The sequence below is a fragment of the Microbispora sp. CA-135349 genome, assembly GCF_050947365.1.
GTDB lineage: Bacteria > Actinomycetota > Actinomycetes > Streptosporangiales > Streptosporangiaceae > Microbispora.
This window is the reverse complement of sequence record NZ_CP192001.1, coordinates 4,938,726-4,957,641: the sequence shown is the minus strand read 5'-3', so window position 1 is coordinate 4,957,641 and position 18,916 is coordinate 4,938,726. Positions and strand designations below refer to the sequence as shown.

Sequence of the window (18,916 nt, the reverse complement as noted above, 5' to 3'; positions counted from 1 at the left end):
TCCCGCCGCCGTAGTGTCGGACGGCTACGGTGAGCGCGTCGTGAACGTTTCTTTACGGGGCGTGGAGAACGAGGGACGGCGCCACGCCGCCGAGCAGGGGCAGGCCGTCGCGTGGGTGGAGTCCCCCCTGCAGCTGCTGTGCGTCGTCGAGGCGCACCACGCGGGGCTCCTCGGCCCCACCACCAGGGTGGTGCCGCGGGCCGGGCTGCCCGCGCTGCGGCTGACCCGCCGCGAGCTCGGGCGGCTCGGGCCGCCCGAGGGGCTGGAGCTCGCCGAGCCGTCCGAGCGGGCACCCCGGCCGGGCCGGACATGGGTGGCCGGCGACGCCTTCTCCGGGCGGGTCCAGCTCGCCCTCGTCACGGCCGTCCCCGGCCGCACCGTGCTGGTGGACGACGGGCTGGCCACGATCCGCCTGCTGGAGCTGCTGGTCGCGCGGCGCCCGCTGCTGCGCGCCCGCGGGACGCCGGGCCTCGGCCGCAAGGTGCTCGGCGCGGTCGCGGGGTTCCGCCTGCGCACCCGCGGGCCCACGGTGTTCACTGCGCTCCCGGTGCCCGCCGGCCTCGCGGAGGCGGTGGAGGACGCGGGTGTGCGGCTCGTGCGGCACGACTTCGCCTGGCTGCGCGCCCAGCCCGCCGACCGGCCGCCGCCGGAGCGCACGGTCGTGCTCGGCACCTCGCTCGTGCGCAACGGGCTCATCCACCGCGACCGCTACCTGCGCTGGCTCGAGCGGATCGGCGAGCCCGTCGCGTACTTCCCCCACCGCCGTGAGGACCCCCGCGACCTCGACCGGGTGCGCAGGGTCGCCGGGCTGACCGTGTACGACGCCGGGGCGCCCGCCGAGATGACGCTGCGTGACCTGCGGCCGGACCAGCGGGTGCTGAGCCTGCCGTCCACCGCGGTGACCTCGCTGCGCGTCCTGCTGTCGGGCCGGGGCGTGCCGGTGGAGACGGTGGACGTGCCGGAGGACTGGTGGACGGCCTCGGCCGCCCCGTCGCTGCGCTCCCACCTCCAGCTGTTCGCGCACCAACCCCATCAGCCCGATCAGCTCCACCCGCACGATCCCGGAAAGGGTGCTCCTTGACCCGTCTGCTCGCCGTGGCCGACTCCGACTCCTATCTCAAGTGGGCCGCGGGCCTGCTCGACGCGACCCCGGAGGACTGGGTCACCGACCTGGCCGTCGTCCGCACTCCCATCGCTCCCTCGGCGGCGCAGATCGCCGCCGCGGTGAGCGGCACCCGCGCGGGCCGAGCCGGGCGGGAGCTGCCGCCCGTGCTGCCGGCCCGGCAGCTGCGTCGGGCCGCCGAACGGTTCCGGCCCGACGTCGTGCTGCTCGCCTGCACCGGACCGGTGGTGGACGCGCTGGCGGCGACACCGGCCGGGCCGTTGTCCGGGCCGTTGCCGGGGCGGGGGCCCCGGCCGGTGCTGGTGTCGGGGCTGCCCGGCATCTCGGTGCCCGCGACGGAGAAGGCCTGGCTGTTCCGCAGCGGCTGTGACCTGTTCGTCGTGCACAGCGCCCGGGAGGTCGCCGAGTTCTCCGAGATCGGCGCGCGGCTCGGCGGGGGAGGCGCGGTGGCGCTGGCCCGTCTGCCCTACCTGGACCTCCTGCACCGCGAAGCGGGCGGAGACGACGCCGGAGGCGTACGCGACCGCGTCGTGTTCGCCACCCAGGCCAAGGTGCCCAGGCGGCGCGAGGAACGGGAGCGGATCCTGCTCGCGCTCGCCGAGCTGGCGCGGGCCAGGCCCGGCCTGGACGTGGTGGTCAAGCTGCGCGCCCGCGACGACGAGCGGCAGACGCACAACGAACGCCACCACTACGAGCGGCTGTGGACCGCGATGGAGGCCGAGGGCCGGGTGCCTCCCGGCGCCGTGCGCTTCGCCGCCGGTCCGATGCACGAGCACCTGAGCCGCGCCGCCGGCTTCGTCACCGTCAGCTCGACCGCCGCGCTGGAGGCGATCGCCGCGAACGTGCCGCTGCTCGTGCTGTCCGACTTCGGGGTCGGCGCGGAGATGATCAACCTGGTGTTCGAGGGCAGCGGCTGCCTGGGCACGCTCGGCGACCTCGCCGAGGCGGACTTCCGGTTCCCGGCGGAGGAGTGGTGCCGGGACAACTACTTCCACGACCGCTCGGCCGGCGACTGGACCGGCCGGGTCGCCGAGCTGGTCGCCGCGGCCCGCGCGGGGACGCTGGAGCCCGCGCGCTCGCTCCTCGACGGCCCCGAGCACGCGGCCGCCCGCCGCCGAGCCCGGTTGCGCCTGGAGGTGCCGCCCAGGGTCCTGCGGTACGGCTACCGCGCCAAGCGGCGGATGCGCGGCTACCTCAAGGCTTTCTAGACGAGGGCGCACGCGGTGGCCACGTCCGGGGCCGCATCCGGCACCGGGGCGCGCCCCCACGAGCGCGGCGCGGGCCGATCGTCATGGAATGCCTGCGAGCCGCCTGGGGAGTGACGAAACCAGCGGAACGACCATGGCGCGGGCTGTCCCTCACAGAGGGGGTGTCGCGGTGAGCAGCTCGGCGGCGTTACGGACATCGGCGTCCAGCGGGCGGTCGGGATCGACCGCGGGGATCGCCTCGGCCAGGGTGTCGAGGAGCGCCGCGCAGCCCGAGGCCGTGGGGCGGCGGGCGCCGACGTGCGCCGCCTGCCGCAACCCCACCGCCAGCGACCCGCAGAGCAGCCGCAGCAGTTCGGCCATGTCGTAAGCACGCAGGGCGGCCTGGGTGCCGAACGGCACCACGTCCTGGTTGTGCAGGTTGGTCGGCAGGCTCTGCATGCCGGCCGGCACGGCGGCGCGGCGGATCTCGGCGACGAACGCGGTCGTGGCGAGCTGCACCCCCTGCATCCCGTGCTGGCGGCCGGGTCCGGCGGCGAGCATGGGGGGCAGGCCGCCGTTGCGGGCCGGGTCGACGAGGAGGTCGAGCTGCCGCTCGGCGAGGTTGCCGAGCTGAGCGGTGACCATCGCCAGGACATCGGCGGCGAAGGCGGCCGGCTGCCCGAAGAAGTTGCCGCCGTGCACGACCAGGTCGTCGTCGGGGAAGAACAGCGGGTTGTCGCTGACGCTGGACAGGTCGGCCGCGACGACACCGTCGACGTAGCGCAGGGCGTCCTCGGTGGCGCCCAGCAGTTGCGGGGAACAGCGGATGCTGTACGGCTCCTGCAGCGGACGCGTGCCGGCCGGGAGGGTCCCGGCGAGGGTCTTGCGCATGCCGTCGGCGACGTCGATCGCGCCGGGATGGCCGTAGGCGCCGAGCAGGCGGGGGTGGAGGAAGCCCGGGTCGCAGCCGAGCAGATCGACCAGCAGGCAGGTGAGCGCCTGCAGGGCGCGGTGCGAGGACCGGACGCTGTCCAGGGCGAGGGCGGTCGCGGCCGTGGTGAGGGAGGTGCCGTTGACGAGCGCGAGGGCGTCCCGGCCGTCGAGCGTCAACGGGGTCAGCCCGGCATGGCGCAGCGCCTCGGCCGCGGGCATCCGCGATCCGTCGAGATACGCCTGTCCCCGGCCGCGCAGTGCCTGGGCGGCATAGGCGAGCGGGATCAGGTCCCCGCTCGCGCCGACCGAACCGTAGCGCGGGATCGCCGGGACGAACGTCGTCGCGAACATCGCGGCCAGCCCGTCGACCACGTGTGCGGAAACCCCGGACGCACCCTGGGCGAGCGACCACGTACGCACGAGGATCGCGGCCCGGCTCACGTCATGGGCCAGATCCGGCCCCTGCCCGGCGCCGAGGTGCGCCAGGGTGTTGTCACACTGGTCCGCTTCCTCCTCCCGGCCGGCGAACCCGACGAGGGCGCCGAATCCGGTGGTCGCGCCGTAGACCGGACGTTCCTCCTCCCGCACGTCGCGGAGGAAGCCACGGCCGCGCTCGACGCGGTCACGGACGGACGCGTCGACCACGACGGACACCGGCGCCGCGGCGCGGTGCAGGTCGGCTGAGCGCAGCGGAGCGCTGAGGTCGATGGTGTCTTCGACGGCGGGCATGTCCGGACTGTAGGCGGCGGATTCTCAGAATCCTATGAGAATCCGTCCGTAGCTTTCGGCTCATGGCGCATGACTACCTGATCATCGGGGCCGGACCGGCCGGGCTGCAGCTCGCCGCGGAGCTCGAACACGCCGGTCACGACTATGTCGTCCTGGAGCGCGGAGCCGGCCCGGGCACCTTCTTCACCCGGTTCCCGCGGCACCGCCGGCTGATCTCCATCAACAAGGTGCACACGGGGTACGACGACCCGGAGCTGCGGCTGCGGATGGACTGGAACTCGTTGCTGAGCGACGATCCCGACCTGCTGTTCACCCGCTACAGCGAGGAGTACTTCCCGCAGGCCGACGATTTCGTGCGTTACCTGTCCGACTACGCGGCGGCGACCGGCGTCAAGGTGCGCTACGACGTCGACGTCTTCCGGATCGGCCGGAACGACGACGGCTTCACCGCCACCGATCGCAGCGGGCGCATCTGGCGGGGGCGGCGGCTGGTCGTGGCCACCGGGGTCTCCCAACTGCACGTCCCGCCGATCCCGGGCGTCGAGCACGCCGAACGCTACGACACGTTCGAAACCGATCCGGCGTCCTTCGCCGACCAGCGGGTCCTGGTGATCGGCAAGGGCAACTCGGGGTTCGAGACCGCCGACGCGCTCATGGCCCAGGCCGCGGTCATCCACGTCGCCGGGCCGCACTCGGTCAGGATGGCCTGGCAGTCGCACTACGTCGGGCACCTGCGCGCGGTGAACAACAACTTCCTCGACAGCTACCAGCTGAAGTCCCAGAACACGATCCTCGACGGCACGGTGGAGAGCATCGAACGCCGCGCCGACGGCGGCTACCGGGTGATGTTCCGCTACGCCCGCACCGTGGAGGCGCTGCGCGAGCTGTTCTACGACCGGGTGGTCGTGTGCACCGGTTTCCGGTTCGACGCCTCGGTGTTCGACGACGGTTGCCGGCCCGCGCTGGTCATCGACGACCGTTTCCCCGAGCAGACGCCGGCGTACGAGTCCGTCAACGTGCCTGATCTGTACTTCGCCGGCACGCTCACCCAGCAACGCGACTTCAAGCAGGGCACCAGCGGGTTCATCCACGGTTTCCGGTACGGGGTGCGCGCGCTCTACCGGATCCTGACCACCCGGTACCACGGCGGGACCTGGCCGGCCGAGCGGGTCGAGCCCACCCCGGACGCGATCAGTGACGCGATCATCGCCCGGGTCGGCCGCTCGTCGGCGCTGTGGCAGCAGTTCGGCGTGCTCGGCGACGTCGTCACCGTGACCGGAGGCACCGCGCTGTACCAGGAGGAGGTCCCGGTGGCGTACGTGGCCGACGGCGGCCTCGGCGGCGCCCGGCACACCTTCGTCGTCACCCTGGAGTACGGCCAGGGCCACGACGCCGTCGACCCGTTCGACATCTCGATCCCGAGGGTCGTCGAGAACGACGCCGTCAACGCCCACGACGCGAGCTACCTGCACCCGGTGGTGCGGCACTACCGGGACGGCGCGCCGGCCGGCGTCCACCACCTCGCGGAGAACCTGGAGAACCAGTGGAACCTGCCGGAGGTGCACCAGCAGCCACTGGCCGTGTTCGTCAAGGAGTGCCTTGCCGACGCCGGCTGAGCCGTACCCGCGTGCCGTTCTGGACCTCCTGGAGGCGGCCGGGGACCGGCCCGTCTTCGAGCACGGCGCCCGTGCCGTCACCGGCGCGCAGATGCTGGGCCTCGTCCGGCGGATCGCGGCCGGGCTGCGCGCCGCGGCCGTCGGACCCGGGGACGGCCTCGCCATGATGCTCGGCGTCACCCCGGAGGCGTTCGCCGCGACCATCGCCGCCTACGTCGTGGGAGCCCGGGCCGTCGGTGTGCGGCCCGGACTGCCCGACGGCCAGTTGCGCCACGTGCTCCACCAGGACATCACCGCGGTCGTGACCGACGCGGCCACCGGTCCGGAACACGCGCGGCGCACGCTGACCGTCTCCGAGCTGCTGGCCGCGCCCGGCGAGGACGGTCCGCTGCGCCTGTCCGGCCGGCCGGAGGACGTCGCCCGGCTCGTCTACACCAGCGGCAGCACCGGCACACCCAAGGCCTGCGCGCAGACCTACGCCGCCATGAACGCGGCGTGGACGGCCCGCCCGGAGGCGTGGCCGCCGGCGATCCGCGAACTGGCCTCCCGGCTGCGGCGCTACCTCGTGTTCGGGTCGCTGAGCAGCCAGGTGATGATGGAGTACGGCATAATCACGCTCGCCGCGGGCGGGACCATGGTCGTCGCCGACCCGCCCGCGCTCCCCGAAGCGATCACCAGGTATCGGGCGACCGCCAGCGTCATCACCGTGCCCCGCCTGTACAAACTCGTCGCCGCCCAGCGCACCGCCCCGGCCGACCTGAGCAGCCTCCGGGCGCTCATGGTGTCCGGGTCGCCGCTGGAGGCGTCCCGGCTCCGCGAGGCACTCGACGTGCTCGGCCCGGTCGTGTTCCATGGCTACGGGCAGACCGAGACCGGCACGATCTCCATGGCCACGCCGCAGGACGTCCCCCCGTCGGTCGGATTCCCGCCCGACGTCGTCGACGTCGAAGTCCGGGACGCGGCCGGCCGGCCCGTCCCGCCCGGCGTCGACGGCGAGCTGTACGTCCGCACGCCGGCTCAGGCCATCGGGTACTGGGCCGAGCCGGCGGAGACCGCCGAGGTGTTCGTCGACGGGTGGGTGCGCACCCGCGACCTGGGCCACTTCGACGAGGACGGACGACTGCACCTGGCGGGGCGGACACGGGACGTCGTCATCGTCAACGCCAACCTCTACTACACAGGCCCGATCGAGCGGGTCCTGGCTACCTCCCCCGACATCGCGGAGGCGTACGTGGTCGGCACCCCGGACGAGGACACCGGCGAGGCGGTGCACGCGTTCGTGGTACCGGTGGCGGACCGGAACCCCGACCTCGGCTCGCTGCGGGCGCTGGTCGGTGAGCGGCTCGGCGAGGCATGCGTTCCGGCGACCGTCACCGTCCTCGACGAGGTGCCGCTGACGCCGAACGGCAAACCGGACAAGCGCCTTCTGACGACCGCGGTCCCCCGAGCCGGGAACGGCGCTCCTCGACGGCCGTCCGGTGACTCGGAGGGATGAGCGGGCGCCTGGTATGTCAGTGAAGGAGTGGTCGAGCCGGCCGCTCGCTCCCCGACGGCCCCGAGCCCGCCGATCGCCCGGCCGCCGCCGTATGCCGGTGCTCGCGTGGTGAGATGCCGTAGGCGGCGCGGAAGGCGCGGCTGAAGGTCGAGGCGTCGGTGAAGCCCCAGCGGGCGGCGACGGCCTGGACGGGAAGGGAGCGCTGCCGGGGGTCGGCGAGATCGCGGTGGCACCGTTCCAGCCGGCATCGGCGGATCCAGGCGGCCACGGTGAGGCCCTGTTCCCGGAAGAGCGTGTACAGGTGCCGGACGGAGATCTGGTGCGCCGCGGCGATCGTCTCAGGGGTGAGGTCAGGGTCGCCGAGCCGCTGCCGGATGAAGTCGTGGATCAGCGACAGCAGGGCCTGACGCCGCGATTCGGGTGACAGCAGGGCGGTGGCCTCGACCCGGTCGGCGCAGGCGGCGGCGATCAGGTCGAGGGTGACGGCGGCCACCGCCTGCGCGCTGTGAGGGGTGAGGCTCTCGGCGTTGTCCGCCAGGTGCCGGAGGTGTCCGGCCAGTACGCCGGTGATGCCCTGCCGGACGGGAAACGGCGTCGCGGCGAGCCGCCCGACGACCTCGGACCGCAGGCCGAGGGCGTCCCGGGGGAACTGGACGACCAGGGCCTCGGCCGGATCGCCGTCCGGTCCTCGCCATCCCTGGTACGGCCGGGAGGAGTCGATGGTGAGGAACTGTCCGGCGCGGAAGGTCGCGTCGCGCCCGGCCTGCCTCAGGCCGCCGGCGCCGCCGAGGAGGAGGTGCAGCTGGAAGACCTCGGGATCCGACTGCCTGATGAGCTTGGCGGTCCGATTCACCCGCAGCGTGTGGTGGCTCATCATCGAAAGCTGCACCGTGCCGAGATCGAACACCCGCGCCGACGCGTGGAAACGGGCGGGATGGTCGGTGGCCAGCCACGCGTGCACGTGTGCCTGCGACATCGTGTCGTACCAGTAGGGAAATCGATCTCGAACGGCCAGGTTCCTGGTGTCCCACTCCAGAATTTTCATGATGTTTCCTCGGCGAGTGGTCGTACGGGGAAGCGCGTTCCGCCGTGAAGTGCTTCCCGGTCACCGTTGTCGTGAGTGCGCCGGAGCGAGAGCCACGCCGGTGAGATCGCATCGGCGGCGTGCACGAATTGCCAGCAATCGTGCAGAGGAAGTCAAGACATCCGCGACGGCTCCCGGCACCCTGACTGCAGGGAGCCCATTCTGCGCCGCAACGACCCTCAGCACGCCTCGGAGGAAGCCCCATGGCAACACCGCGCGAGATCGCCCTCCCGCATCGAGCGCCGGCGGTTCTGTTCGACGAAGCACGGCAGCAGCCGCGGGCGCAGTGTCCCATGCTGACCGGCGCCGACGCCGGAGCCCGGCCGCTCCCATGCCTGCTCGTCATCCCCGAACCTCTCGTCACCGGCCGCGGCGCCCGCACTCCGCGGTGTGGCCGGACGGCGTCACCACCCCCGGCCTCGGCGGCGGAGGTTGCGACCACGGTCGCCCTGTGCTGCTGATCGCCGCGGAAGCCCCAGCATGGCGCACAGCCCGAGAAATCACCACAAGCATGTCCCGCTGGGAGGCGAGGGCTCAGCGGGACAGCAGGCGGCGCAGGCGGGAGGCCGGGCCGGGAGCAGGCGCGGCCGGGCGCGGCCGGTCGACCAGGCCCAGCGACTCCAGCCTGCGCTTCTTGAAGTAGCGCGCCGGTCCGTGGGCGCGCACGTAGGCCGTCGCGGCCTCACGCAGCCCGGGGTGGGCTTCGCTTTGCATGCAGTAGCCCACGGCCGCGACCAGAGCGGGCAGGTCGGCGGCGGGCGGCTCGACGATCGTGCCGTCGGCCTGCAGCCGGGGCAGCGCGGCGTCCGCGATCGTCGCCGGGATCCGGTTGCTGTTCTCGTACGGCGTGAGCCGTTCGAGCACGAGGTCGCAGCCGGTGGTCGCGACCGGCAGGCCGAACAGTCGGCGCGCGGTCACCAGCGCGGTGGAGAAGCACCCGGCGACCAGTTCGGGGCGGTGCGCGGCGAAGCACGCCTCGGCGGGCGTCGTCTCGGCGGCCACGAGGAGCTCGACGCCCAGCTCCGCGGCGACCGGCCGCAGCTCGCGGGCGTGCCGCCGCCCGGCGGCGGGGTGCGGCTTGAACAGCACGCTCCGGTGGCCGCGCGCCGCCAGGCCGCGCAGCATGCGCGCGTGCAGCCCGGCCTCCTCCTCGGCCGTGAGCAGGCCGAGCGCGGACAGGTACTGGCCGAGGATCACCGCGCCGGCGCGCGGCGCCGCCTCGGCCGCCTCCGCCACCCGGCCTGCCACGCGTGCGAACGACGCGTCCGTCAGGGCCTCGGCCGGCACGCCGTGCTCGGCCAGGAGCAGAGGCGCGAGGCCGGGGACGAGATCGAGGTGGAGCAGCCGGGTGATCCGCCCGGCGATCTCCTGGGGGAGCGGGTCGCGGGTCGGCCCGTAGCTCATGAGGCCGTCGGAGTAGACGGTGATCGGGCAGTCCCTGATCAGGCCCGCGAGCGTACGCGACGGGGACACCGCGACCGACTCCAGCACCAGTTCGTCCGGCTCGCCGACCAGGTCGCGCAGCAGGCGGCCGAGCATGGGCGTCTCGATCGAACGGGGTTTCCAGTCCGAGGGGTGCAGCGGCGCGATGACCTCGTTCCAGGACAGGACGCGGTCGAACCTGTCGCGCAGCGCGGCGAACCCCGGCGCCTCGTCCAGCGCCGGGGTGACCTCCGGGATCGCCGCGTTGTTCGACACGAGGAGGACCCGGCCGCGGTCGCGGAACCGTCCCTCGTCGATCGCCGCCGCGATCGTCATCGCGCCGAACAGGGTGGAGGCGTAGAACAGCGTGGAGTCAGGCACGCGGCCCTCCCGGCAGATAGGGACCCAGCAGGGTGGCCCGCTCGGGCTCCAGCCCGCCGATCGCCTCGGTCAGCGTCTCGCGCGGCAGCCGGGCGAGTGCCTTACGCGCCCGCTCGTCGAACCGGGCGCGTACGGCCGGGGTGAACCGGCCGGCGAGCTCCACGTGGTGGGCGAGCAGCGCGCACAGGTTGCGGGCCGCCTTGGGCAGGAAGAACGGCTCGGCCTCGTCGAGCACGATGTCGTAGGCGTCGAAGAAGTGGAGCTGGCGCTCGTCGCCGATCCGCGTGAGCGAGGCCGTGACCCCCCGCCGGTAGTACACGCCCGCGAGGGAGACCACGGCGTACGACCGGGCCAGGCGGTGCAGCCGCCAGATCCACGGGCGGTCCTCGGCGGTGTGCAGCCCGGCGGGGAAGGTGAGCAGGTCGCCCAGCTCGCGCCGGTAGATCCCGGCCCAGGCGTAGGGGTAGTCGACCATGGTCGTGCGATCGGCCGGCAGGATGCCGTCGCGCGGGTCGAGCACGACGCCGCGGCGCGGCTGCGGCGCCCGGTGCGTCTCCCGCCTGCGCCCCTCGACCTGGACGTGGTCGACCCGGACGAAGTCGCACCCGAGCCCGTCGGCGGCGGCGACGAGGCGGGACAGGTAGCCGGGCGCGAGCCAGTCGTCGGCGTCGAGGAAGGTGACGTAGCGGCCGGCGGCCAGCTTCAGCCCGGCGTTGCGGGCGCCGGCCAGCCCGGCCGGCGCCGGGTTGCGGACGACCGTGAGCCCCGGCAGGTCGCGCCGGAAGTCCTCGATCACCTCCGGCGTCGCGTCGGCCGACCCGTCGTCCACGACGATCACCTCGGTGTCGAACTCGGGCGTCCGGTTGCGCGCCAGCGACGTCAGCGCGTCGCCGAGGTAGGCCGCGCCGTCCCGGACCGGCACGACGACGGACAGAGTGATCATGCCGTGACGCGGCGCAGGCGGGCCCGGGGGGCCACCTCGCCCGGGTAGACGCGCTTGACGCCGTCGCCGAGGGCGGTCTCGATGATGCGGATGTCGCGGATCAGGTGCTCCAGGCCGGTGGGCTCCAGCGAGGCGGCGTGGTCGGAGCCCCACATCGCGCGGTCGAGGGTGATGTGCCGCTCGACGGTCACCGCGCCCAGCGTCACGGCCGCCAGCGAGATCTGCAGCCCGCGCTCGTGCCCCGAGTAGCCGACCGGCACGCCGTACCGCTGCCGGAGGGTGGTGATCATGCGGAGGTTGGCCTCCTCCGGCGGCAGCGGGTAGGTGGAGGTGGCGTGCATCATCACCAGGCGCTCGGTGCCGAGGATCTCCACGGCCGCGTCGATCTCCTCGATCGTCGACATGCCGGTGGACAGGATGACCGGCTTACGGGTGGCGGCCAGCGCGCGCAGCAGTTCGTGGTCGGTCACCGAGGCCGAGGCCACCTTGTGCGCGACGACGTCCATGTCCTCGAGGAACTCCACCGACGGAACGTCCCAGGGCGAGGCGAACCAGTCGATGCCGCGCTCATCGCAGTATTTGGCGATGTGGGCGTACTCGTCCGCGCCGAACTCGGTCCGGAGCTTGTACTCCATGTAGGTCATCTCGCCCCACGGCGTCTGCCGGATCTGGTCGCGCTGCTCCGGCGGCACGCAGATCTCCGGCGTGCGCTTCTGGAACTTGACGGCCTGGCAGCCGGCGTCGGCGGCCACGTCGATCAGCTTGCGGGCGATGTCGACGTCGCCGTTGTGGTTGATGCCGATCTCGCCGATCACGTAGACGGGCTGCCCGGGGCCGACCAGCGACCGGCCGATCCGCACCGGCCGCGGCGTGCCGGAGACGGCACGGCCGTACGCCACGGGCGCGGGGACCGGGACGGTCTCCAGCGCGGCGGCCGGGCGGGCCGCGAGCACCCGGTCGGACAGCTCGCGCACGGCTCCGGCGCCCCCGGGGGCCGACAGCACGACGCGAGCGGCGGCGCGCACCCGGGGGTGGGCGTCGGGCACCGCGACCGGCCAGCCGACGATCGCCATGCAGGACAGGTCGTTGACGTCGTTGCCGACGTACGCCACCCGCTCGGGCGACAGGCCCTCGGCGGCCAGCCACTCGCGCAGCGCGACGTCCTTGGCGCCGAGGCCCTGCACCACCGGCACGCCCAGCTTGGCGGCGCGGGCGGCGACGACCGGGTCGCGCTCGGTGGACAGCACGAGCACCTTCACGCCGGCCCGGCGCAGCAGCGCGATCCCCATCCCGTCGGAGCGGCTGACCGCGACCATCTCCCGGCCGTCGGAGGCGACGAACGCGCGGTCGTCGGTGTGCACGCCGTCGAAGTCGGTGACGACGGCGTCGACGTCGATCGGCAGCGGCTCGTCCACGAACGGCGCGAGCGCCCGGGCGATCTCCAGGTCCTCGGGGGTGTCGATCTCGACCGCGTGCCGGGCGGGCACCGGCTGCACGGCCACCTTGCCGAAGAAGCGGTGGCCGCGCTCGCGCAGGCCCTCCGCCCGCATGACGTAGAACGCGCCGGTCTCGCGGAAGTGGGGCTCGCGGTCCTGGCGGCGCGGGCGCACGGCCGGGTCGTGGTTCACCCCGTGGCCGGCGCCGGTCCAGACGAACTCGTAGGTCTCGGTGCCGGAGAAGACCGAGTCGGCCGCGCCGTCCAGCACCTTCGCGACGGCGGCGTCGAGGTCGCGGGGGTCGAGGAACGCGCTGGTGCACTGGACGAGCACGACGATCTCCGGCTCCTCGCCGGCACGTCCGGACAGCTCCGACAACGCGTGCAGCACGGCGGACTCGCTGGAGGCGGTCGAGCCGCTGAGATCGGCGGGCCGGCGCACGACCCGGGCGCCCGCGGCCTCGGCCACCGCGGCGATCCCGTCATGGTCGGTGCTGACGACCACCTGGTCCACGAGTTCGGCGCGCAGACAGGCGTCCACCGCGCGGGCGACGAGAGGGATGCCGCCCACCTTCTCCAGGTTCTTCAGTGGGACGCCCACCGAGCCTCCACGGGCGGGGACGACGGCCAGCACTCGCACGAGTGACTCCTCTACCTGCGACATCGGGAACCCGCGTGACCCAAGGGGGCCGGGGGTGTCCCGAAAACTAGCCAGCAGGTCCTTTCGTTCGGGGTTACTCGGCTGAACGATCAGGGGCGCGGCTCTGAATTCTGCGTGTCGCCGCCGTCGGCGGGGTTGGCCGCAGCCAGCGGCAGCGTGATCACGAACCGCACGCCGGGCTCGCCGTCCGTGACGTCCTCGACCCTGATGGAGCCGCCGTGGGCCTCGACGACCTCGCGGGCGATGGCCAGGCCGAGGCCCGTGCCGCCGCGGTCGCGGCTGCGCGCGGCGTCGGTGCGGTAGAAGCGCTCGAAGATCCGCTCGCGGTCGGTCTCGGGGATCGGCCGGCCGTCGTTGCGTACGTACAGGACGGCCTCGTCCCCGGCGCGCTCGACCCGCACGCACACCAGCGTCAGCGCGTGCCGTTCGGCGTTGTCGAGCAGGTTCGCCACGACCCGGGCGAGGTGGCGGCGCATCCCCTTGACCGTCACCCCCGGGGTGTTGTGAAGGTGGGTCGGCAGCCGTTCCGCCCGCCGCTCGACCTCGGTGACGACCAGGTGGGACAGGTCGACCTCCTCCCTGGCGGTCTCCGGGACCGTGGGGATCCGGGCGAGCAGGAGCAGGTCGGCGACGATCGCCTCCAGGCGTTCGGTGTCGCGCAGCGCGGCGCCGACCGCCTCGTCGGTGTCCTCGGGATGCAGCCGCGCGCTCTCCAGCTGGGCGCGGATCCCGGTGATGGGAGTGAGCAGTTCGTGCGAGGCGTCGGCGGCGAACTGCCGCTGCCGCTGGATCGACATGTCCAGCCGGGACAGCGCGTCGTTGGCCGCCTGAGCCAGCCGGGAGAACTCGTGGTCGCCGGGCGGTTCGGGCACCCGGCCGCCCGAGTTCCTCTCGCTGATCCCGGCGAGCTCCGACCGGATCGCCTCCACAGGCCGCAGCGCGCGGCCGGTCACCTTCCAGGCCGTCCAGCCCGCCAGCGCGGAGAGCAGCAGGGCCGCGAGAAGCAGCGCCGGCAGTGTCAAGGGGGTGTCGAGGATCGGCGGGGCCGCCCGGCCCGCGTAGACGAGACTCGAGCCGGAGCCCGGGGACACCCGCAGCACGGTCACGTAGAGGCAGTCGTGCCCGGTGGGCGAGCAGGCCGTCGTCTGGGTGATCTCACGGCCGGGGGCCGTGCGTAACGGGCTCAGGCGCGGCAGGTTCTTGGCGGCGGCGCTCTCGGCGACGATGCGGCCGTCCGGCCCCGTCACCTCGATCAGGTCGATGCCGTCGTCGCCGACCGGGATGGGGTCGCTCAGGCGCCCGTCGCGGATCTGCCCCGCGACGTGGGTGGCGGTGTCCAGGCTCCGGTCCCAGATGCGGTCCGCGACCGCGTCGCGGACGAGCACGTGCACCACGACCGCGAGCGGGATCAGCAGGATCGCCGCGGTCCCGGCGGCGAGAAGTGCCAGCCGGGCTCGCAGTGACGGGGAGCGCCTGGGGAGGAGCATTACCCGAGGCTACTGATGGTCATCTTTAAGAAAACTCGCGACACCGAAAAGATCCCACCAAAGTTGCTCAAAGTCTCCTAATTCTCCGCAGTTCGTGCACGGTGCCGCGAGGCGGTCGTAACGGACCGGTACATGTCGCCTACGCCACGTCAGGCCGTGTCATCAGCGGCGACCGCAGATGCAACGCCAGATCGGGGCCGGTCAGGGGCACGGCGTTCCACGTCGCCACCGCTGTGCCCGCGGCGGCGTCGACCACCAGCCGCACCCGGTGCGGCGTGGTGATGACGAAGAGCTCGGCGACGAACGTGTCGCCCTGCCAGGCGCCGGCCGCGACGACGGGGCGGCCGAGCGGCGAGGTCTCCCGCCATTCGCCGTGGCCGGCCTCGACGTCGAGGAACGACCCGAATCGCAGGAGCCATCCGCCGTCCACGGGATCGACGATCACCGTGGTGCCGTCGGGCAGAGCCGAGTCCTCGGCGGAGGCGTCGAGTCTCGCCGTGACGGAACGCTCCGGGGCGGCCAGACCCGGCACCGGCGCGAACGACAGCCGCCGCAGCCGCTCGGCGAGGATCTCGTCGTCCCGGCTGCTCCCCGCCTGGTCCACGCCGGGCAGCAGGCACTCCCAGATCGCGCCGAGTATCTCCTCCCCCTGCGGCACGGCAGCGGTCACGGCGATCACGAGATCGTGCGACGGGACGACCACGCACAGCTGGCCGAGGGCGCCCTCGCCGCGGTAACCGTGACGTGACATCCAGAACTGGTAGCCGTACCCGCACAGCGCGTCGGGGTTGTCCGACCAGCCCTCGATCTGCTGGGTGTCGATGTGCCGTCTGGTCGCGAGCTCCACCCATTCGCGCGGGACGAGCCGCCGGTCGCCCCAGAGGCCTCCGCGCAGCAGCAGTTCACCGAAGGCGGCGACGGCCTCGGTCGTGAGGTGCAGCCCGTGGAATCCGAAGGCGGCACCGCTCGACACCCGGTCCCATTCCGCGTGGTCGACGCCCATCGGCGTGAAGAGGCGCTCGTCGAGCAGTTCGGGCAGGCCCCGGCCCGTGACCCGTTCCGCCATCCGGGCCAGGATGAAGGTGGTCGAGTTGTCGTAGGCGTGCCGTGTTCCCCCGGGCTCGGGAAACGGCAGGCGCAGGAAGCCCTTCACCAGGTCGCCCGGCTCCAGCCGCCAGGCCTCGGCGAGGCTGTCCGCGGGGTGTCCGGTCGTCATGGACAGCAGGTGGTGCACGGTGAGGCGGCGGCCCCGCTCCGAGATGCCGGCCGGAACGTGGTCGGGCAGCACGTCCACCACCCGGTCGTCCAGCGACAGCAGCCCGTCGGCGATCGCGAGCCCCACGGCGACCGAGGTGAACGACTTGGTCAGCGAGTAGAGAAGGTGCGGGCGTCCGGCCGAGTACGGCGCCCACCAGCCTTCGGCGACGACGTGACCGTGGCGTACGACCATGAGGGAGTGACACTCGACGGATCGCGCGTCGAGCCGGTCCAGCAGCGCGGCGACCGAACGCGACGACATCCCCGAGGCGGCCGGCGCCGAGCGCGGCAGTAGGGGGCGTTGAGTAGGCATTCGGGGACCCTACCGATCGCCCGATCACATGGACGACTCATTATCCGGGGCCACCGATCACGTGAAACCCGTTCCGGTCCGGCCACGTCACCGAGGCCGCGCCGGGTTCCCCTGATGGGTCTGGGTGAAGACCGCGACCGTGCGGGCCGGCACGGTCAGCGTGCCGGCCGCCGGATCCGCCGACGCCCGCCGGACCACCGGGTCGCCCGACGCCGCCTGCACGGGGTGCAGCGCGGCTCGGGCCCCCTTCAACGCGGCGACGGCCGGTGCGGCGGTCGTCCCGGTGGCGTTGAACACCACGTAGATCGCCGTGTTCACGGGATCGACGCCGGTGGCGTCGATGCGCATGACGATCACGCCGGGAGCGCCGGACGGCGGGAAGGAGACCCGCCTGCCGATCTCCGCGGCCGAGCCCAGCGAGAAGGCGGGGGAGGAGTAGCGGATCCGCAGGAACTCGCCGAACCTCGCCCGGGCCGCCCCGATCGCCGCGCAGCCGGGCCGCAGTGCGGGGTCGGCCAGCAGGGGCCGCGCGTACGGCCAGCGCGCCTCGTTGTCCTTCGCGGGCGGCAGGCCGCCGCCGAAGCCGTTGCCGTCGCGGCAGTCCCACAGCAGGCGGTTGAACCAGTCGCCGGAGTCGTAGGAGTTGCGGTCGAGCGACTTGGACCGCAGGCGCTCGCTGCCGGCGTGGACGAACGCGGTGCCCTGGCCGAGCAGGACCGCCGCCAGCGACAGCGACTGCATCCTGACCCGGTCGGCCATCGGGGTGTCCCCGGGCAGCTTGTAGGCGAGCGCGTCGAACAACGTCTCGTTGTCGTGGGCGTCCACGTAGGTCACCGTGTCGCCGGGACCGGCGGCGTACCCGGCGGGGCCGCCGTTGTAGTCGACCTCCGACCCCTTGACGGACGTGCCGGCCGAGCCGGTGAACGTGAAGTCGCGCAGGTTGCCCGCGAGCCCGAGCTTGATCAGGTCCTCGTAGTGCGCGAGCCGGTCGCAGGGCCGATCGCCCAGGCCGGAGCCGAAGCCCTGCACGCCGGGGTCGGCGTCGAACGGCGTGCCGCCGCGCACGGCGTCGCGCAGCCGGTCGCTGAACGTGCCGATCCCGGTCCCGGCCATGCCGGCCTGGGTGGCCTGCTCGAACCGGGCGTCGCCGGCCACCTCGCCGAAGCTCCAGCCCTCGCCGTACAGGATGATCGACCTTCCGTCCACACCGTCCTCCGCGAGCGTGAGCGCGTCGAGGGCCGCGCGCACGGCGAGGATGTTCGCCTTCGGGTGGTGGCCCATCAGATCGAACCGGAAGCCGTCGATCTTGTACTCCCTGGCCCAGGTGACGATCGAGTCGACGACGAGCCGGCCCATCATCGTGTGCTCGGGGGCGGTGTTCGCGCAGCAGGTGGAGGTGGCCACCGTGCCGTCGTCCATGAGCCGGTGGTAGTAGCCGGGGACGACGCGGTCGAGCACGCTCGTGGGGTCCTGCCCGGCGGCGTGGGTGTGGTTGTAGACCACGTCCATGACCACCCGCAGGCCCGCGCCGTTGAGCCCGGCGACCATCTCGCGGAACTCCCTGATCCTCCGGTCCGGGTCGGTCGCGTACGAGCCCTCGGGCACGGTGTGGTGCAGCGGGTCGTAGCCCCAGTTGAAGGAGTCCGTGGCGGCCGTCTCCGCGACGCACGCCTGCTGCCGGTCGGAGTCCGGCGGCAGCGCGGCCAGGTCACCGGCGGGCTCGGTGCGGTCGGCCTTCCGGTCGGGCACGGTCGCGAAGTCGAAGACCGGCAGCAGGTGGACGTGGGTCAGCCCGTCCTTCGCCAGGCTCCGCAGCTCGGTCATCCCGGCGCCGCCGCTCTCGGTGAACGCCTTGTAGGTGCCGCGGGCGGCCTCGGGGACCGTGGCGTCGGAGGCGGAGAAGTCGCGGACGTGCAGTTCGTAGATCGACGCCCGGTCCTGGCGCACCGCCGGGGGCTTTGTCAGCGCCGTCCACCCCTCGGGCCGCAGCGACCGGTCGCCGAGATCGACGATCTGGCTGCGCCCGGAGCCCGCCGAGACCGACAGGCTGTAGGGGTCGGTCACCTCGTTGGTCACGATCTTCCCGGCGGCAGGGGCGTAGACGGTGACGAGGTAGGTGTAGTACCGGCCCCGCCACGACGCCGGGCCGTCGACCGACCACACGCCCGTCGCGTCGTCCCTGCGCATCGGGTGGACCGTCCGGCGATCGGTGGACGGGCCGTCGTAGAGGGCCAGCTCGACCGTGCGCGCCGTCGGCGCCCACACGGCCAGCCCGCCGTTCCCGGTGGGGCCGAGCGGGACCTTCGCCGCCCCGGCGTACAGGTCGTCGAGCACGCCGGGGATCTGCACGCCGGTGGCGGTCAGCAGCGCGCCGCAGGGCCCGCGCTCGATGGCCATCACCTGCCCGCGCAGCGCGTCGCGCACGAGGTCCGCGTCGCGCGGGTCCACCTTCAGCGCGCCGTACGCCGCCAGATGCGGCCACGTGGCCTTCTGGGCATCGGTGAGCTGCCCGGGAGTCAGCCGGACGAGGTGGACGTCGCCGGTCAGGTCGCCGTCGGCGCACGCGATGTCGCCCTCGGCGGAGCAGGCCAGCGCGTAGTGGTTCGCCGCGACGACCTCGCCCTTCCACACGACCGTGGCCCGGTCGATCCACTGGGCCGTCGCCTCGAGGTATCCGTCCACACCTGACAGTTTCCACGCCCCGTGGCCGGTCATGCCCGAGGCACGGGCGGCGCACGGCGCTGCCGCGGGGTCCGGAAACATCGCGGCCAATCCGTGACCCACCGCTGTAACAGCCGCGAAACGCGTGTCCGACACTGTTGGTGTCGACGTTGGGCCGCGTGAAGAGGA

13 protein-coding genes are annotated in these 18,916 nt (G+C 73.2%); 5 read left to right on the top strand and 8 right to left on the bottom strand.

Going from position 1 to position 18,916, the window contains the following annotated elements; translation table 11 throughout:
- Nucleotides 1–40: 40 nt before the first annotated feature.
- Nucleotides 41–1,081: a hypothetical protein gene (locus tag ACQPZZ_RS22975; protein WP_363645164.1), complete on the top strand. Its 1,041-nt coding sequence runs from the start codon at nt 41–43 to the stop codon at nt 1,079–1,081.
- The gene (locus tag ACQPZZ_RS22970) at nt 1,078–2,331 is read left to right on the top strand and encodes a DUF6716 putative glycosyltransferase (RefSeq protein WP_432921735.1); all 1,254 of its coding nucleotides are present in this window, start codon (nt 1,078–1,080) and stop codon (nt 2,329–2,331) included. The genes ACQPZZ_RS22975 and ACQPZZ_RS22970 overlap by 4 nt, the downstream gene beginning before the upstream one ends.
- 150 nt (nt 2,332–2,481) lie before the next feature.
- Here the strand turns inward: ACQPZZ_RS22970 and ACQPZZ_RS22965 are convergent, their stop codons facing one another.
- Nucleotides 2,482–3,972, bottom strand: a complete 1,491-nt coding sequence (locus ACQPZZ_RS22965) for an aromatic amino acid ammonia-lyase (RefSeq protein WP_432921732.1) — start codon at nt 3,970–3,972, stop codon at nt 2,482–2,484.
- A 62-nt stretch (nt 3,973–4,034) separates the two neighbouring features.
- Between ACQPZZ_RS22965 and ACQPZZ_RS22960 the strand changes: the two genes are divergently transcribed.
- Together ACQPZZ_RS22960 and ACQPZZ_RS22955 are read left to right on the top strand one after the other, a co-directional pair.
- The gene (locus ACQPZZ_RS22960; RefSeq protein ID WP_432921729.1) at nt 4,035–5,588 is read left to right on the top strand and encodes an NAD(P)-binding domain-containing protein; all 1,554 of its coding nucleotides are present in this window, start codon (nt 4,035–4,037) and stop codon (nt 5,586–5,588) included.
- Nucleotides 5,572–7,083: a class I adenylate-forming enzyme family protein gene (locus ACQPZZ_RS22955; RefSeq protein ID WP_432921726.1), complete on the top strand. Its 1,512-nt coding sequence runs from the start codon at nt 5,572–5,574 to the stop codon at nt 7,081–7,083. Before ACQPZZ_RS22960 ends, ACQPZZ_RS22955 begins: the two co-directional genes overlap by 17 nt.
- Before the next feature lie 16 nt (nt 7,084–7,099).
- Here ACQPZZ_RS22955 and ACQPZZ_RS22950 read toward each other — a convergent pair whose 3' ends face one another.
- Complete coding sequence (locus ACQPZZ_RS22950) at nt 7,100–8,128, bottom strand: helix-turn-helix domain-containing protein (protein ID WP_432921723.1); 1,029 nt, start codon at nt 8,126–8,128, stop codon at nt 7,100–7,102.
- A 242-nt stretch (nt 8,129–8,370) separates the two neighbouring features.
- Between ACQPZZ_RS22950 and ACQPZZ_RS22945 the strand changes: the two genes are divergently transcribed.
- Nucleotides 8,371–8,628 (top strand): hypothetical protein, encoded by a 258-nt coding sequence (locus tag ACQPZZ_RS22945; protein WP_432921721.1) that lies wholly within the window; start codon nt 8,371–8,373, stop codon nt 8,626–8,628.
- Nucleotides 8,629–8,701: 73 nt separating this feature from the next.
- Here ACQPZZ_RS22945 and ACQPZZ_RS22940 read toward each other — a convergent pair whose 3' ends face one another.
- The 6 genes from ACQPZZ_RS22940 to pulA all read right to left on the bottom strand — a co-directional run bounded on the left by ACQPZZ_RS22940 (nt 8,702) and on the right by pulA (nt 18,748).
- Nucleotides 8,702–9,970, bottom strand: a complete 1,269-nt coding sequence (locus ACQPZZ_RS22940) for a polysialyltransferase family glycosyltransferase (RefSeq protein ID WP_432921718.1) — start codon at nt 9,968–9,970, stop codon at nt 8,702–8,704.
- Entirely contained in the window at nt 9,963–10,913 is a 951-nt protein-coding gene (locus tag ACQPZZ_RS22935; protein WP_432921715.1) for a glycosyltransferase family 2 protein, read from the bottom strand. The genes ACQPZZ_RS22940 and ACQPZZ_RS22935 overlap by 8 nt, the downstream gene beginning before the upstream one ends.
- Nucleotides 10,910–12,988, bottom strand: a complete 2,079-nt coding sequence (locus tag ACQPZZ_RS22930; protein WP_432921712.1) for an N-acetylneuraminate synthase family protein — start codon at nt 12,986–12,988, stop codon at nt 10,910–10,912. Before ACQPZZ_RS22930 ends, ACQPZZ_RS22935 begins: the two co-directional genes overlap by 4 nt.
- Before the next feature lie 110 nt (nt 12,989–13,098).
- Nucleotides 13,099–14,496 carry a sensor histidine kinase gene (locus tag ACQPZZ_RS22925; protein WP_432921709.1) on the bottom strand — a complete coding sequence of 466 codons (1,398 nt, stop codon included), beginning with the start codon at nt 14,494–14,496 and terminating at the stop codon, nt 13,099–13,101.
- A 139-nt stretch (nt 14,497–14,635) separates the two neighbouring features.
- Nucleotides 14,636–16,066 carry a serine hydrolase domain-containing protein gene (locus ACQPZZ_RS22920; protein ID WP_432921706.1) on the bottom strand — a complete coding sequence of 477 codons (1,431 nt, stop codon included), beginning with the start codon at nt 16,064–16,066 and terminating at the stop codon, nt 14,636–14,638.
- 87 nt (nt 16,067–16,153) lie between these two features.
- Nucleotides 16,154–18,748 carry a pullulanase-type alpha-1,6-glucosidase gene (gene pulA, locus ACQPZZ_RS22915; protein WP_432921703.1) on the bottom strand — a complete coding sequence of 865 codons (2,595 nt, stop codon included), beginning with the start codon at nt 18,746–18,748 and terminating at the stop codon, nt 16,154–16,156.
- Nucleotides 18,749–18,916: the final 168 nt, after the last annotated feature.